We start from the raw sequence: 14,346 nt of genomic DNA on the forward strand, positions 1-14,346 counted from the left end.
GGAAGTGCGGGCGAGAGGGTCCATACCGGCATGTTCCGGTCCGGCCAGGGATGCTACCGCACACGACCGATCGGATGATCACAGGATCGGATGACTGCGGCCGCGGCCTCCCCGATCATCGCCGCCACGGCCTCGGGCCGGGACAGGGGAACGGCGTGCGAACCGTCCAGCAGGCTCTCGGTGGCCGCCATGCGCTGTGCCATGAAGCGCTGAGCCGTCGGGTTGAGCATCCGGTCGGCGGCGGCGACGGCGTACCAGGACGGTTTCGACGCCCACGCCGGCGAGCCCGAACCGGCGGTCAGCGCGCTCCGGGCGAGGGGCCGTTGCCGCACGGACAGGACACGGGCGGCCCGGGCGGACAGGTCGGCGGCGTACATCTCGGCGAAGCGCTCCCCGCGGAGGTACAGCTCGCCGTCCGTGCCCGCGGAAGGCCTCCCCGGGAGGGCGGCGGTGAACGCCGTGTCCGCCCCCGGCATCGGCGGGAAGCGGTCCGTGACGTCCAGCAGGCACTCGCCGGCGTCGAGCCCGAACGCCGCGACGTACGCCAGGGCCACGACGTTGTCGGCGTCGGCAGCCGTGACGACCGCGCCCCCGTAACCGTGGCCGACCAGCACCACCGGGGTGCCGAGCTGCCGCACCACGCTGCCGATGTAGGCGGCGTCGTGCGCCAGGCCGCGCAGCGGGTTCGCCGGGGCGCGCACCGCCAGCCCGGCCGCGTGCAGGAGCCGGATCACCCCCGTCCACGACGAGGCGTCGGTGAACGCCCCGTGGACGAGCACGACGGTCGGCGGTACGGGGATGGGTCCGGGCACGTCGGTGACCTCCGACTGGGTGGGGTTCCCAGCCAAGCCCATCCCGGTCCGCCCGGCATCGCGTGAACGTACCAGGGATTCGCTCAGTCCTCGGGCAGGGCCGTCACCAGGTTGGCCAGCTGTACCCGGGAGTTGACCGACAGCTTGCGGAAGGCGGCGGTCAGATGCGTGTTCACGGTGTGCGGGGACACGACGAGCAACTCCGCGGCCGTACGGTTGCTGTGGCCCTCGGCGACCAGCCGCGCCACCTTCCTCTCCGACGCCGTGAGCGCCTCCCAGCCCTGCACGGGACGCCGCCCGCCCGCCGCCCGCCGGCCCCCGGCGCCCGCACGCCGCAGCTCGCGCTGCAGCTGCGCCGCCACCGCGTGCGCGCCCGACGCGGCGAACGCGGCCTGGGCCTCGGTCAGAACGGTCACCGCCTCGGGCCTGCGCCCCGCCGCGAGCAGCGCCCGCCCGAGGTCGGCTCGGGCCGCAGCCCGGACCAGCGGGCGCGGGCTGCTCCGGAGCAGGGCGACGGAGCGTTCCAGCAGGGCCGGGTCGTCGAGCACCAGCCCGCGGGCCCGCGCCGCGATCCCCGTGGCCGTCGGCACCGACGGATTGCGCTCGGCGTGGGCCTCCGCCTGCGCGGCCAGGTCCTCGGCGAGCTCCCGGTCCGCGCCGCGCACAGCGATCCGGATCGCGGAACCCACCCAGGTGCGCAGCAGCCGCCAGCGCAGGAAGGGACCCTCCTCCTGCACCCGGCGGATCCGGTCGACGGCGAGCCGGACGTCCCCGTCGGCCTCGGCGTGGACCGCCTCCAGGAAGCGCACCGCGGCCGTGTTCCCCGGGTTCGGCTTGGCCGCCAGCCTCGCGCGCGCCTGGTCCAGGTGCTCCCGCGCCGCCTCCCGGTCACCGCGCAGCAGGGCGATCCGGGAGCGGATCACCCGGCCGTTCACCTGCTGGACGTGCGCCTGGACGTCGTCCTCCAGACGCTCCATCGTCACGAGGTCGGCCTCGGCGTCGTCGAGCCTGCCCAGCTCCAGGTGCTGCTGGCCCTGCGCCCACAGCAGCATCGCCTCGCGGACCCCGCCGGCCTCGTCGGCCGCCTTCGCCAGCAGCCGCTCGCCGGTCCCGAAGTCGTCCACGTGCTGGTGGGCGACGATCTCCTCGGGGACGTAGGCGGGGTCGACGGCGCAGAGCGCCGAGAAGCGCTCCCGGGCGAGGGCGTTCTCGCCCGCGTTCAGCGCGATCTCACCGAGCGCGAACAGCGCCTGGACATGGGCTTCCCGGTCGCCGATCGCCAGCGCCGCCCGCAGCGCCTCCTCGCCGGCCGCCCGCGCCGGCACCAGGTCGTGCGCCCGGGACAGGGCCAGCGCCCGCAGCGCGGCCAGCCGCGCGCCCACCTCCGGCGCGGCACCCCCGACCGCGAGGGCCGCCTCGGTGCGGCGGCGCAACTCGTCGGCGAGATCCAGGTTCCACAGCGTGCCGCCGAGGGCGGCGTGCAGCCGGCCGAAGACGTCCACGGGCGGCCGGCAGGCCAGCAACCGGTCACCGGTCGACAGCGCCTCCCGGTTGCGGCCGGCCCGGGTCAGGCAGACGATCGCGTGCTCACCCACGGCGAACCACGACGGCCGCGCGGTCGGCACCAGGTCCAGGGCGCGGGTCACGAGGTCGGCGGCGAGCTGCGGGGTGACCGGCAGCACGTCGTCGGCGGCCCGCCGCAGCAGCGCCACCGCCTCCTCGTCCCCGGGCTGGGCACCCCTGAGGACGTGGGACACCACGTCGATCGGCTGGTGGCCCGCGGCGACGAGCCGGCTCGCGGCCTCCCGGTGCAGCGCCTTGCGGGCCGACGGCGGGACATCCACGTACACCGCCTGGCGCAGCAGATCGTGCCGGAAGACCAGCTGGTCGCCGTCGTCCTCCAGCAGGCCAGCGCGCACCGCCTCCTCCAGCGCCGGGATCAGCTCGACCGGCGGCCGGCCGCAGAGCGCGGCGGCGTCCCGGAAGGCGAAAGCGCGCCCCAGCACCGCTCCCCTCTGCAGGAAACGCAGTGTGTCGGGGTGCAGCGAGCCGAGCCTGCCGCGCACACCCACCACCAGCCCCGGGGGCACCGGCTCGGCCGAGCCGTCGGCGGTCCGCAGTCCGGCGAGCATCTCGACGGCCAGGAACGGGTTGCCGCCGGCCCCTTCGAGCAGGTCACGCACCCGGTCGTCGACGGCGCCGCCCAGGACGTCGTCGGCCAGCAGGCCGATGGCCGCGCCGGACAGCGGGCCCAACGCCACGGTGTGCACCGGGAGTTCGTCCCGGACGGCCGAGACGATCTCCTCCGCGGGCCCGTCGGCGCCCCGCCGCTCGGACAGCAGCCACAGCACCGGCGAGGTCCGCAGCCGCCGCGGCAGCTGTTTGAGCGCGAACCGGCTGAGCGGGTCGGCCCACTGGACGTCGTCCAGGGCGAGCAGCACCGGCGTGCCGGCGGCCCGCTCCTCGATCACCTCGGCCAGGCGCTCCACCAGCCAGATCCGCTGATCGTGCCGGCGCGCGAGATCGACCAGCGCATCACCGGACAGCAGCGGCCTGTCGCCGTGCAGGACACAGGTCGCCAGCGACGACAGCGGCACGAGGTGATGCAGTTCGTCGGCCTTGCCGAGACCGACGGAGAACCCCGCCGCCGCGGCCCCGGCGACGACTTCGGTGAGCAGCGTGGTCTTGCCGATGCCCGGTTCCCCGCGGATCAGGGCCAGCGCCCCGCTCCCGGTGCGCGCCACCGAGCCGATCAGGGCCCGCAGCTCCGCCAGCTCGGCCTCCCGGCCGCGCAGACCGCTGCGGGACAGCGATCCGCCTGCCCCCGCCACTCGGGCCCTCCCCCTCTGCGCACGCACCGGCCGCGCCGGCGCCCCGGAGGCCCACTATGGCAAGACCAGCAGCTCAGCGCCTACGCGAGGGGTGCGGCGAGTGACCCAGCTCATGCCGCGCGGTGCCGGGCGGAGCTGCGCCACTCGGCCGGCGTGACGCCGTAGGCCGCCCGGAACACCCGGCTGAAGTGGGAGGCGCTGGTGAAGCCCCAGCGGTGCGCCACCGCGGCGATGGTCAGGTTCGCCGCCTCCCGGCGGGCCAGGTCACGCCGGCACCGCTCCAGCCGGCGCTGCTGGATCCACCGGCTGACGGTGATGTCCTCCAGCGCGAACAGCTTGTGCAGGTAGCGCACCGAGATGTGGTGGGCCCGGGCGATGGTGTCCGGCGTCAGGTCCGGGTGCGCGAGGTGCCGGTCGATGTACGCCCGGATCCGCACCAGCGACAGCCGGGCCGCGTCCGCCGTGTCCACGCCGTCCCTGCCGAGCCGCTCCTCGGCCAGCGTCTGCACCAGGTCCACGACATTGCGGGCGATCAGCTCGCCCGTCCGGTCCGGGTACGTTTCCGCGGTGTCCACAAGCCGGGACAGCAGCGGTGTCAGCAGCCCGCCGAGCGCCGAGTCGGCGCCGAGCGGGGACGCCGTGATCCGCTGCAGGTCCGATTCGCTCAGGCCCAGCAGCCGGCGGGGCAGGACCAGGGACTTCGTCCGGAAGCGCTCGGGGAGCGTCAGCCGGACCGGCCGGGCCATGTCGTAGACGAAGAGCTGCCCCGGCTGCACGAAGGCCTCACGGCCGTCCTGCTCGATGCGGGCCACCCCCCTGCTCAGCAGCTTCACCACCACGTGGTCGTCGTTGTCGCTGCCCGCGATGAGCCGCCGCGTGCGCAGGGCCCGCAGCGGATCGCCGTCCACGACGACGGCCTGCGCCGGGCCCAGCGGCGACGCACGGATCGCGCCGCACTCGACCTCGTCGGGCACGCCCATGTCCACGGCACCGAACGTACGGGAGAGGACTTCGCGCCAGTACGCCCGGCGCCGGTGGGTGGGGACCGTTTCGGTGGTGTAGAGGGTGCCCGGGGGCCCGGGTTCCGGTGTCGTTGCCTGCGGCGCCATGATCTCCGCCCTTCCCCAAGTGCGCTTTCCGGACAGACCCTGCCAGCGGGGGGAGGCCGCCACATCACGTGAATCCGTGAGACCAGGGGTACGGGGAAGGGCGCCGGGCTCCGTGTGAGGTGCCCCACGGGCCCTTGGCGTGGCCGAAAACTGTCCCTAAGTTCGGTCATATGTCCGATCAAGAACCCGCACTTCCCCCCGAGCCGGTCGACTTCGCCGTAGACCTCACCGGCCATGAAATGACCCGGCGGACCCACGTCATGGCCGCGCTGGGCGCCGACTGGGACCCCGTCGAGGCGCTGCGCGGCGAGGAGGAGGCGTACGACATGCTGTACTCGGGCCTCGACGAGGAACAGCAGCGACTGTACGACACCCTCGTCGAAGCGGGGGTCCTGCCGCGGCGCGGGAGCGGCCGTGCTGCCGCTTGATCCGCAGGCGGACATCGGGCGCCGCGCCTGGGTGACCTGCCCGAACTGCGAGGACCACCTCGCGTGCGCCACCTGCCGGCAGGGCCGCAGGTGCACGGACCACTGGCGCTACCTGCTCTCCAACACCGGCAGCCTCCTCCACCTGCAGTGCCCCTCGTGCACCCACATCTGGGACCACGAGACGGGCTTCGGCGCCACCCGCACCCGCTGGACCCGGCGCATCAGCGGCCGACGGCCGGAGTGACACCCCGCGTGCGCGCCCGGACCGTCCGGCGCGGTGCGCTGTGCGGGTGTGCGGGGTCGGCGTGCCGGTGCGGTGCGCTGTGCGGGTGTGGCGGGGCCGACGTGTCGGTGCGGTGCGGTGCGGTGTGCGGGTGTGCCGGGGTCGGCGTGCCGGTGCGGTGATTGCGTCCGTGCGGGGCGCCGGCCACCGTTGACGGGTGATGCTCGTTCCGGGCCGGCTGTGGCAGTGGGGGACGGTGGGCCGGGGCGTGGGGGCGGGGCTCGCCGCCGGGGTCTTCTCGGCGCTTTCGTCCTCGTCGAGTCGGGGGCATGGGCGGGCGCCGCGGTCGTGCTCGTGGTGCTCGGCCTGTTCTACGGGATCCGCGTGCCGCGCCGCATGAACCGGCTCTGGCCCGAGGCCGAGGACCTGAGCCGGGCCGAGCGGGCGGCGGTGGTGTGGGCCACCCGGCGGGGCGAGCCCGTCGCCGATCCCGGGCTGGCCCCCTCGGTCGTGGCGTACGCCGGCGCCCTGCGGCGGGCCGCGGAGGAGGACCGGCTGCGCCGCTGGGCCGTTCTGCTCGTCACCCTGCTCGTGATCGCCCTCGCCGTGTACGACACCCTGGCCGGGCCCACCGGCGAGAAGGTCTCCTCATGGCTGGTGGCCGTCCTCTGCCTGGCCGACCTGGCGTGGTGGCCCCGCAGACGGACCCGCCTGCTGGACCGGGCCGACCGGGCGGTGGCGTCGGCCCGTCCGTGACCCGGCCGGTGCGGTTCCCGGACCCGGCCGAGGCACCCGGCCGCGCAGGCCGACGTCTTGCTCCTGCGGGCGGCCCTGGCCCGCCGCGGATCGCGGATGTGCGCCGGTGTCCTGATGCCGGACGGGCGGGGGCACCGACGCAGCCGGCGGGACCGCGCACCCCCGCCCCCGCCCGGCTCAGGAGCGGACGAGCGGGGTGTCCACCAGGTGTTCGGCCAGGAACCAGGCCTGCAGCTCACCGGTGCGGATGATCTGCGAGACCAGCAGGTCGTTGGTGCCGTCGTCACCCAGCTCGGCGACCCGCGCGGCCGCGTCGTGGGCCTCGGTCAGGATGGTCTCGTGGGCCTCCAGCAGCCGCGAGAGCATCGCCGGGACCTCCTCGACACCGTCCGGCGGACGCGGGATCGAGGTGAGCTCGGCGACGTGCCGGGAGTCGCCCACCGCGACGCCGCCCAGGGTCTGCACGCGTTCGGCGAGGGTGTCCACGAGTTCCAGCTGCTCGCCGGCGTGCTTGTCCAGGAGCAGGTGCAGCTGGTAGAAGGTCGCGCCCCGCATGTTCCAGTGGTGCTTCTTGTACAGCCCGTAGAGGATCTGGGTGTCCGCCAGCACCTTGTTCAGGCGCTGGCTGGAGTACATGCGCGCCTCGTAGGACAGGGCGAGCGGGAACTGCTTGACGGTTCCGAACTCCTGGATGACCTCACCCTTCTGGTGCAGCCACGGCTGGCTGCTCGGCGGGTTGGTGCTGGTGGTCATGAGGTGCCTCCTGCGGACGGCGTGCTGTGTAGTGCTGTGTACGCGCTCGACGCTAGGGGCGCGATCAGGGGGCGGGTTGTCCAGGAGCGCACGTACGGGTGCTCGTCAGCGCACCGGGCGGATCACTCGCTGCCGGCCGTCAACTGCTCGACGACCCGGTCCAGATCGATGTGGCGGTGCTCGGTGCCCGGCGGCACCAGCGCGTCGGCGCGCCGCAGGAAGGCGGTGACGGCGGCGCCGGCGACCTCCACGACCGCCGCCCCGGTACGGGACCTGAGCAGGATGCGGATCGCGTCGGAACGGGGCCGCGGCCTGGGGAACACCACGACGTCCCCCGACCCGCTGGGCCGGCGCAGCCCCTGGGCGAGGAGCGACCGGGCGAAGACCCAGTCGACGGAGGGGGCGACGGGTGCGCCGAGGGACAGGCACACGGCGTAGGGGTCGGCCGCCGAGTACCGCAGCTCGGCGGGGAGCGGCACCGGCGGATCGTCGGCCACGGTGACGTGGACGCTCGTCCTGCATACGATCGGATCTTCGTCCGTGGCCCCGGCGGGCTCCTGAGACATGCCGTTCCCCTGTCTGCGACGGTTCGGTTCGGTTGTTCGGTCCGTGCCAGGGCGGCCCGAGGTGCTGACGACCGTACGGCGGGTCCGGGGGAGCGGGTTGCCGAGGAGTGCACGGGTTGTGGTCCGAAGACGCATCGGCTTGGCGCCCGGACCCGTCCGGCCGCATGATGGTTGAATATAGAACAACTAGCGGGTCGAGAGGTGGTCCACGATGAGCAATGTCGAGACGGAGCCCGTCGAAGTGCGCTGCGGTACGGCGGTGGCGGAGGAGCCGGTGGCCGGGACGCCCCGGGTCGATGTGCTCACCCCGCGCGACGTGCCCCTCGGCGGCCCCCGGGCGATGACCGTGCGGCGCACGCTGCCCCAGCGCACCCGGACCCTGATCGGCGCCTGGTGCTTCGCCGACCACTACGGCCCCGACGACGTCGCCGCGACCGGCGGCATGGACGTCGCCCCGCACCCCCACACCGGGCTGCAGACCGTGAGCTGGCTCTTCAGCGGGGAGATCGAGCACCGCGACAGCCTCGGCAGCCATGCCCTGGTACGCCCCGGCGAGCTGAACCTGATGACCGGCGGGTACGGCATCAGCCACTCCGAGGTCTCCACCCCGCGGACCACCGTCCTGCACGGCGTCCAGCTCTGGGTGGCCCTGCCGGAGGAACACCGGGCCGCCCCACGGGACTTCCAGCACCATGTGCCCGAGCCGGTGCGGACCGACGGCGCCGAGATCAGGGTCTTCCTCGGCTCCCTCGCCGGGGCGGCCTCCCCGGTACCGACCTTCACACCGCTGCTCGGCGCCGAGATCGTCCTCGAACCGCACGCGGTCCTCACGCTCGCCGTGGACCCCGGCTTCGAGCACGGCCTCCTGGTCGACCAGGGCGCCGTGCGCCTCGCGGACGTCCACCTGAAGCCCGCCGAGCTGGGCTACGTCCACCCCGGCCCCGGCGCGCTGACCCTGGCCAACGAATCGGACGACACCGCGCGGGCGGTCCTCCTCGGCGGAACACCCTTCGACGAGGAGATCGTCATGTGGTGGAATTTCATCGGCCGCAGCCACGAGGACATCGTCAGGGCCCGCGCGGACTGGCAGAACTCTTCCGATCGCTTCGGCGCCGTCGAAGGATATCCGGGAGACCGTCTCCCCGCCCCCGCCCTGCCGAATGCGACCCTCACGCCCCGCAGGAATCCACCGCGTCACTGACGCCGCCCGAAAGGCACCCGATGAGCCAGCCTTCCCCCGTTTCCGTCGTCGAGCGCGTGGACGCCCGGAACCGCTACGAAATACGCGTCGACGGCGAGCGCGCCGGACTGACCGCCTACCGTGACCGCGGCGAACAGCGGGTCTTCTACCACACCGAGATCGACGACGCCTTCGCCGGACAGGGCCTCGCCTCCCGGCTCGTTCAGGAGGCGCTCACGGACGTACGCGCCTCCGGGAAGCGGATCGTGCCCGTCTGCCCGTACGTGGCCAAGTTCCTCAAGCGGCACGAGGAGTTCGCCGACCTGGTCGACGCCGTGACACCCGACGTCCTGCGCTGGCTGGACGCCGAACTGGGCTGACCCGCTGGATCCGGTACCCGGTCTACCGTCGCCGGAAAAGGCCGCTACGGGCCCGACTTCGATGTGCCGGCGACCATACAGGCGCGAGCGGCAAGGGCACGCGTACCCTTGCCGCCCGCGCGTGCTCCCACACCAAGTCCTTTCGCCCCGATCGTACTCTGCTCGAGTTTTTCCAGGAATCTGGTCCCGGATTCGGGCGGCTCATGAAGTCGATAGAAGACGAATGCAGCCGTCCGCTCGACATGCTTGCCCGAGCCAGGCAGAACTTCGCGGTGAATCCGTATGTGGCCTGGAGGGCGGTAAGCGACTTCAGGGAGCAGAACGGGTTCTCGGACTTCAGCCAGCCGTTGGCGAACTTCGAAAGGCGGGTCTGCTGGAGATGGACGACTGAGCGGTCGACGGCTCCCACGTCAGGTCTCTCAAAGGGGGGCCCGTGTGGGACCGTCACCGGTCGATCGAGGCCGTTCCGGCTCCAAGCACCATGTGCTCGTCGATCGCCGCGGCTTCCCGCTCGCCGCCTCGCTGCCCAAGCGGCTCTACGCCGACCGCGGATACGACTACGACAAGTACCGTCGCCTGCTGTGGAAGCACGGCATCAAGCCCCTCACCGCCCGGCGCGGTGTCGCCCATGGTTCCGGCCTGGGCAAGACCCGGTGGGTGGTCGAGCACACCTTCGCCTGGGTCCACCAGTTCAAGCGACTGCGAACCCGCTACGAGCGCCGCGCTGACTTGCATCCAGGACTTCTGCAACGTGCATGCTGTGTCATCTGCCTGCGCCAACTGCCCAAGCAAATGTCTAGTGATCAGGCTGTCCGAACCTGAGTGCAGTGACACACTGGCCAGCTGTCACACTCGCTCGATGAGCATGAAGAGTCAGCAAGGTCATTCCGTTGATCCGGAAGAGCTACTGCTGCGGACAGACTGGAACTCGGTCGAGCACTGCTGCCCGAATGTTGCGCCAGCGACGCCTGTGATCTTGCGACAACTCCTCGACAACCACGCGGGCAAGCAGGGAGCTGCTCTCTGTGACCTGCAACAAGCCGTCACGCATTCGAGCACCTTCTACAGCGCCACGGCCCCGGCGGCGTCGTTCGTGGCGGCGATTCTTGGGGATCCGCGGACTCTCGCCGAGGTCACTGACCAGAGGCCATGGGAGACCGCTGACCTCGGTGAGGAACCGCGTTTTCTCCTTCGCGTGGGTCTCCTGAACTGGCTCGGCAGAACCGCTTGGGACGCCAACGAAGAGTCACCTGACGGGTACGACGCTGACATTGAAGCGTTCCGTGCCCTTCGACCGACCCTCTATGACGCCATCCAACCCTTCCTCACAGAGGAGGATCAAACGGTCCGCGATGCCGCCCTGGCTGCTGTACTTCCTTTGCTTGTCTCACCAGAGCTCGCCCACCACGCTGAATGCCTGCGTGATGATGTGTGGGCTCTCGCTGCCAACAGTGCCCCTTACCGGCAGCGCGCGATCGACACACTCGCCAGCTGGGGCGCGGATATCACGCCCTTCCAGCGGTACAGGCACACGCCGGCTGACGTCCGGGCGCATGAGGAGGGTTGCGCCGGTGATCCGCCTTTCTGAAACCACCTTTTAGTACTGCAGCCGCAGTTACGGGGGTCTATGGCTTCGGCGGCGGTAGTGGCTGAGACGGGCGCGGTGTTGATGGCGGCGGCGCCAGCGTGACCAGTGCAGGATGTGACCGGCTTCGTGGCGGACAGCGTGGGCGAATCTGCTCAGCAGGCGGCGGATCTCGTTCACACTCAGTTGGACCAGGTCGCGTCCGCGTCCCCTTTTTCGTGGGCGGTGGCCCGGACCGCGGCCAGGTGGGCGGCAGCCGCCATGGCGAGGGTTATGTGCCGGTACCAGGCCAGGTACTGACGGACTTGGTAGTGGTCGAGGCCGGCTTCGTTCTTGGCCGCTTGGAAGCACTCCTCGATCGCCCAGCGGGCCCCGGCAGCGCGGATGATCTCGGCCTGCGGGGTGTTTGCGGGCGTGTGCACCAGGTAGTAGGCGCGTTCGCCGTCGGTGAGGCTGCGACGGATCAGCAGCGCGTCGTCGAAGCCGTCGGCGCCCTCGCCGGGCAGCGAGACCAGGGCACAGGCGTATTCGCGGAGGCCCTGGGCGCCGTCCCCGGCGGAGCGGATCTCCCAGGCGGGCTCAGGCAGGATCGCCGAGACGGTGCGGGCGTTCTGCCCGCGCGGCCCGCAACGATGCTTGTAGCTGATCGCCAGCACATAGCTCAGGCGCTGCTCGGCCAGCCAGTCGCGCAGGACGGGGTCCTGGCCGTAGACCTCGTCGCCGGTCACCCAGCGAAACGGCAGTTTCGCCGCGAGGGCCCGCTCCAGCATCGCGCGGGCCAGCGCGGGTTTGGTGCGGAAGGTGATCCCCTCGCCGATCTTCGCGTCCGCCCGGCGGGCCGGGTCCTCGATCCAGGAGGTGGGCAGGTACAGCTCCCGGTCGATCAACGCCCGCCCCCTGTTGGAGGCGTAGGCCAGAAACACCCCCAACTGACAGTTGTCGATCTTCCCGGAGGTGCCGGTGTACTGCCGCTGCACCCCGGCCGAGCGCACACCCTTCATGATGAACCCGGTCTCGTCGACGATCAGCACCCCGTCCTTTTCGCCGAGATGTTCCAGCACGAAGCCACGGACCTCATCACGGACGGCGTCGGCATCCCAGTCGGCTTGATTCAGCAACCGCTGCATGCCGTCCGGGCAGAGTTCCCCGGCCTGCTCGGCCAGCGTCCAGCCGTTCTTGCGTTCCAGCGGTGCAAGCAGACCCCGTAGATACTCTCTTGCCCGCCGACGTGGCTCCGACCTGCGGAAATACCCACCGATCCGAGCATGCAGAGCGTCCAGACCAGCCGCCCAGCGGTGCACCTCATCAACCGTGACGTCCCCACGCACGCTCAGCTGAACGAGCATCCCGACCGCCGGTCACAGCAACCGCAGCTGTTCACAAGCCCATGGGCAGGGATAGGTCTTGATTAAGATGTGGCGCGCCCAGTGGGGAAGGGGGCGCCAGAGGGGGCATTGACGGAAATGACGACGACGGCTTCGCTGGTTCTGCGGGGGAAGAATGGCTTGGTCCTGCGCCTGGAGGACCAGGCAGTGGTGCTGCGGAGTGCCGCTGAGGAGCGGCTCATACCGCTGGCAGCGATAGCGGGCGTGCGCGCTGAATGGCGCACTGTCGAGGTCGAGCTGCTGGGCGGGGACGAACCCGTGGTCTACCGGGTTCAGGGCGTCACCGAAGCAGGGGCAGACGCGTTCACGCAGGCGGTGCGCCGGCTGCTGCCGGAGCGCGATGGTGATGTGGTGCCGGTGGACGGGGTGTCGCTGGTGGAGGTTCGTCCGCTGGCTGGGCGTGCCAACGGGTGGTTCTCCGAGCGCAAGGCGGTCACTGCGGCGGGCGCGCTGCTCTACCTCGGGCTTCTGGTGACAGTGGGAGTGGTCGGTGGCTGGGCGCAGGCGGGCTCGCTGGTCTTCGGCTCTCTCTTGCTGCCCGTCGGAGGCTTCCTGGTTTTCGTCTCGGTCCGGGCGATCCTGCGGGAGCGGCGGCTGACGCGGCACGGCATCACGGTCATGGCCGAGTTCTCGCACTACACCAACAAGTGGCGGGTGTACTCGTACACGACGGCCACGGGGGCAAAGTACACCTACCAAACGACAGGCGTTAACGCGGACCGGATCGAGGTCACCTACGACCCCGCGACGCCCGGCGTAGCGACGCAGCCCGGTTCCTTCCTGGGCACGACCGTCGGGATGCTCATCGTCGTTCTGATGGGAGCCTCCATGGTGACAGTGGGCCTTTCCCTGATCGGCCAGATGATCGCCGAGGTGTCGGGCGGCTAATACTGCAGTCCCCGTAACTGCGGCTGCAGTATTAGTACTCCAGCTCTAGATCGTGATCTTCATGTCTGGGATGCAGCTTGTCGCCGGTAGTGGCTGGTGGGGGACCGGGCTTGATGGCGGCGTCGCCAGTCGGACCAGCCGAGCCAGTGGGCTGCATCATGGACCGGCTGGACGACGAGCGTGATGAAGGCGCTGGATCTCGTTGCAGGACAGCTGGACCAGGTCGGCCGGCCCGGGACGACGGGCGTGTTCGTCGGCACGGACGACGGCGAGGAAGGCGTGGGCGAGCATGGCGAGGGTGATCCAGCGGGCCCAGGAGGGGCAGCGGCGGACCTGGTGCTCATCAAGCCCTGCCAGCCCCTTCTCACTCTGGAAGGTCTCCTCCACCCGCCATCTGGATCCGGCGACCCGGACCAACTCGGTCAGCGGTACCGGCTGGGGTGAGAAGCAGCGGTAGTAGGCGAGTTCACCGGTGGTGCGGTTGCGACGGATCAGTAGCTGGTGGTGGCCGGGGCGGGGGTCGGCCAGGCCGATGACCGCCCAGTCGTAAAGGCGGTGCCCCTTGGCTCCCGTCCCGGCGGACACCTTCTGCCAGGCCCGCTTCGGCAGCCGCTTGACCAGGCGGTCTGCCCGGAACTTCCCTGCTCTGGTGGTCACTTCGGTCGAGCGGGCCACTGCGAGGACGTAGCCGATGCCGCGCTCCTCCAGACCCGCCCGCAGTTTCGGGTTGCCGCCGTAGACCTCGTCCCCGGTGACCCAGCCCACGTGGTGTCCGGCGTCCAGGAACCGTTCGATCATCGTGCGGGCCAGGTCCGGCTTGGTCGCGAAGACGGCGTCCTCGCCGAGCCCCGCGGCCCGGCAGCGGTCCGGGTCGCCCGTCCAGGAGCGCGGGAGGTACAGCTCCCGGTCCACCGCCGCGTGTCCGCGCACGCCCGCGTGTCCGCGCACGCCCGCGTAGACGAGGTAGACCGCGACCTGGGAGTTCTCGATCCGCCCGGCGGTGCCGGTGTACTGGCGCTGACCGGCGACGGTGTGGGTGCCCTTCTTCACGTCGCCGGTCTCGTCGACGACCAGCACCGCGGCCTCGTCGCGGAGGTGCTCGACGACGTATTCGCGCGCGTCGTCACGGACCGCATCCGCGTCCCAGGAGGCCCGGCACAGCAGATGCTGCATGCCGTGCGGGCCGGTCTCCCCAACCCACTCGGCGATCGTCCAGCAGTTCTTGCGCGGCAGGTCCGACAACAGACCCAGTACCAACCGCCCGGCCCGCAGACGGGGTTCGACCCGGGCGATCCGGCCCGCGATCCGGCCCACGGCCACCTCGAACGCCTCCCGCCAGCGGGCGGGATCTATGCTGTGACCTGCGGCCACCGTCTCGTCGTTAGTCCACACAACTCACGATGGTCAACGGTGGCCCCCTGTCCATCACAAGCGATGACGCGGACAATAC

At 71.4% G+C, this 14,346-nt stretch carries 13 protein-coding genes and 2 pseudogenes; 8 read left to right on the forward strand and 7 right to left on the reverse strand.

The features are described 5' to 3' along the window. Positions 1-53: 53 nt before the first annotated feature. From ABZ923_RS10520 to ABZ923_RS10530, 3 genes are all read right to left on the reverse strand, one after another. Positions 54-812 carry an alpha/beta hydrolase gene (locus ABZ923_RS10520; RefSeq protein ID WP_361469411.1) on the reverse strand — a complete coding sequence of 253 codons (759 nt, stop codon included), beginning with the start codon at positions 810-812 and terminating at the stop codon, positions 54-56. An 83-nt stretch (positions 813-895) separates the two neighbouring features. After that, positions 896-3,643: an AAA family ATPase gene (locus ABZ923_RS10525; protein ID WP_361469414.1), complete on the reverse strand. Its 2,748-nt coding sequence runs from the start codon at positions 3,641-3,643 to the stop codon at positions 896-898. Between the two features lie 110 nt (positions 3,644-3,753). Beyond that, positions 3,754-4,752, reverse strand: coding sequence for a helix-turn-helix domain-containing protein (locus ABZ923_RS10530; RefSeq protein ID WP_361469417.1), 999 nt, complete (start codon positions 4,750-4,752; stop codon positions 3,754-3,756). 170 nt (positions 4,753-4,922) lie between these two features. Between ABZ923_RS10530 and ABZ923_RS10535 the strand changes: the two genes are divergently transcribed. The 3 genes from ABZ923_RS10535 to ABZ923_RS10545 all read left to right on the forward strand — a co-directional run bounded on the left by ABZ923_RS10535 (position 4,923) and on the right by ABZ923_RS10545 (position 6,159). Next, a complete protein-coding gene (locus ABZ923_RS10535) occupies positions 4,923-5,180 on the forward strand; it encodes a DUF6400 family protein (RefSeq protein ID WP_361469420.1) in 258 nt (85 codons plus the stop codon). Continuing rightward, positions 5,167-5,424, forward strand: coding sequence for a hypothetical protein (locus ABZ923_RS10540; RefSeq protein ID WP_361469423.1), 258 nt, complete (start codon positions 5,167-5,169; stop codon positions 5,422-5,424). Before ABZ923_RS10535 ends, ABZ923_RS10540 begins: the two co-directional genes overlap by 14 nt. Positions 5,425-5,751: 327 nt before the next feature. Beyond that, the gene (locus ABZ923_RS10545) at positions 5,752-6,159 is read left to right on the forward strand and encodes a hypothetical protein (RefSeq protein ID WP_361469426.1); all 408 of its coding nucleotides are present in this window, start codon (positions 5,752-5,754) and stop codon (positions 6,157-6,159) included. A 177-nt stretch (positions 6,160-6,336) separates the two neighbouring features. Here the strand turns inward: ABZ923_RS10545 and ABZ923_RS10550 are convergent, their stop codons facing one another. Both ABZ923_RS10550 and ABZ923_RS10555 read right to left on the reverse strand, forming a co-directional pair. Further along, positions 6,337-6,912: a DNA starvation/stationary phase protection protein gene (locus tag ABZ923_RS10550; RefSeq protein WP_361469428.1), complete on the reverse strand. Its 576-nt coding sequence runs from the start codon at positions 6,910-6,912 to the stop codon at positions 6,337-6,339. A 122-nt stretch (positions 6,913-7,034) separates the two neighbouring features. Beyond that, entirely contained in the window at positions 7,035-7,478 is a 444-nt protein-coding gene (locus ABZ923_RS10555; protein ID WP_361469430.1) for an SsgA family sporulation/cell division regulator, read from the reverse strand. 211 nt (positions 7,479-7,689) lie between these two features. On the opposite strand from ABZ923_RS10555, the gene ABZ923_RS10560 reads away from it, so the two are divergent. The 4 genes and pseudogenes from ABZ923_RS10560 (at position 7,690) to ABZ923_RS10575 (ending at position 10,626) form a co-directional block, all read left to right on the forward strand. Next, the gene (locus tag ABZ923_RS10560; protein ID WP_361469431.1) at positions 7,690-8,679 is read left to right on the forward strand and encodes a pirin family protein; all 990 of its coding nucleotides are present in this window, start codon (positions 7,690-7,692) and stop codon (positions 8,677-8,679) included. Positions 8,680-8,699: 20 nt separating this feature from the next. After that, positions 8,700-9,038, forward strand: coding sequence for a GNAT family N-acetyltransferase (locus ABZ923_RS10565; protein ID WP_361469432.1), 339 nt, complete (start codon positions 8,700-8,702; stop codon positions 9,036-9,038). A gap of 346 nt (positions 9,039-9,384) precedes the next feature. Further along, a pseudogene (locus ABZ923_RS10570) lies at positions 9,385-9,860 on the forward strand (transposase); the annotation flags it as partial. A 37-nt stretch (positions 9,861-9,897) separates the two neighbouring features. Continuing rightward, a complete protein-coding gene (locus ABZ923_RS10575; protein WP_361469434.1) occupies positions 9,898-10,626 on the forward strand; it encodes a hypothetical protein in 729 nt (242 codons plus the stop codon). A 179-nt stretch (positions 10,627-10,805) separates the two neighbouring features. Here ABZ923_RS10575 and ABZ923_RS10580 read toward each other — a convergent pair whose 3' ends face one another. Further along, entirely contained in the window at positions 10,806-11,969 is a 1,164-nt protein-coding gene (locus tag ABZ923_RS10580) for an IS701 family transposase (RefSeq protein ID WP_361469437.1), read from the reverse strand. A 117-nt stretch (positions 11,970-12,086) separates the two neighbouring features. Between ABZ923_RS10580 and ABZ923_RS10585 the strand changes: the two genes are divergently transcribed. Beyond that, positions 12,087-12,896 (forward strand): hypothetical protein, encoded by an 810-nt coding sequence (locus tag ABZ923_RS10585; RefSeq protein WP_361469440.1) that lies wholly within the window; start codon positions 12,087-12,089, stop codon positions 12,894-12,896. Positions 12,897-12,955: 59 nt separating this feature from the next. Here ABZ923_RS10585 and ABZ923_RS10590 read toward each other — a convergent pair. Then, a pseudogene (locus ABZ923_RS10590) lies at positions 12,956-14,210 on the reverse strand (IS701 family transposase). Positions 14,211-14,346 lie beyond the last annotated feature (136 nt).

Origin of the sequence: Streptomyces sp. NPDC046881 (assembly GCF_040645015.1) — a bacterium.
Classification (GTDB): domain Bacteria; phylum Actinomycetota; class Actinomycetes; order Streptomycetales; family Streptomycetaceae; genus Streptomyces.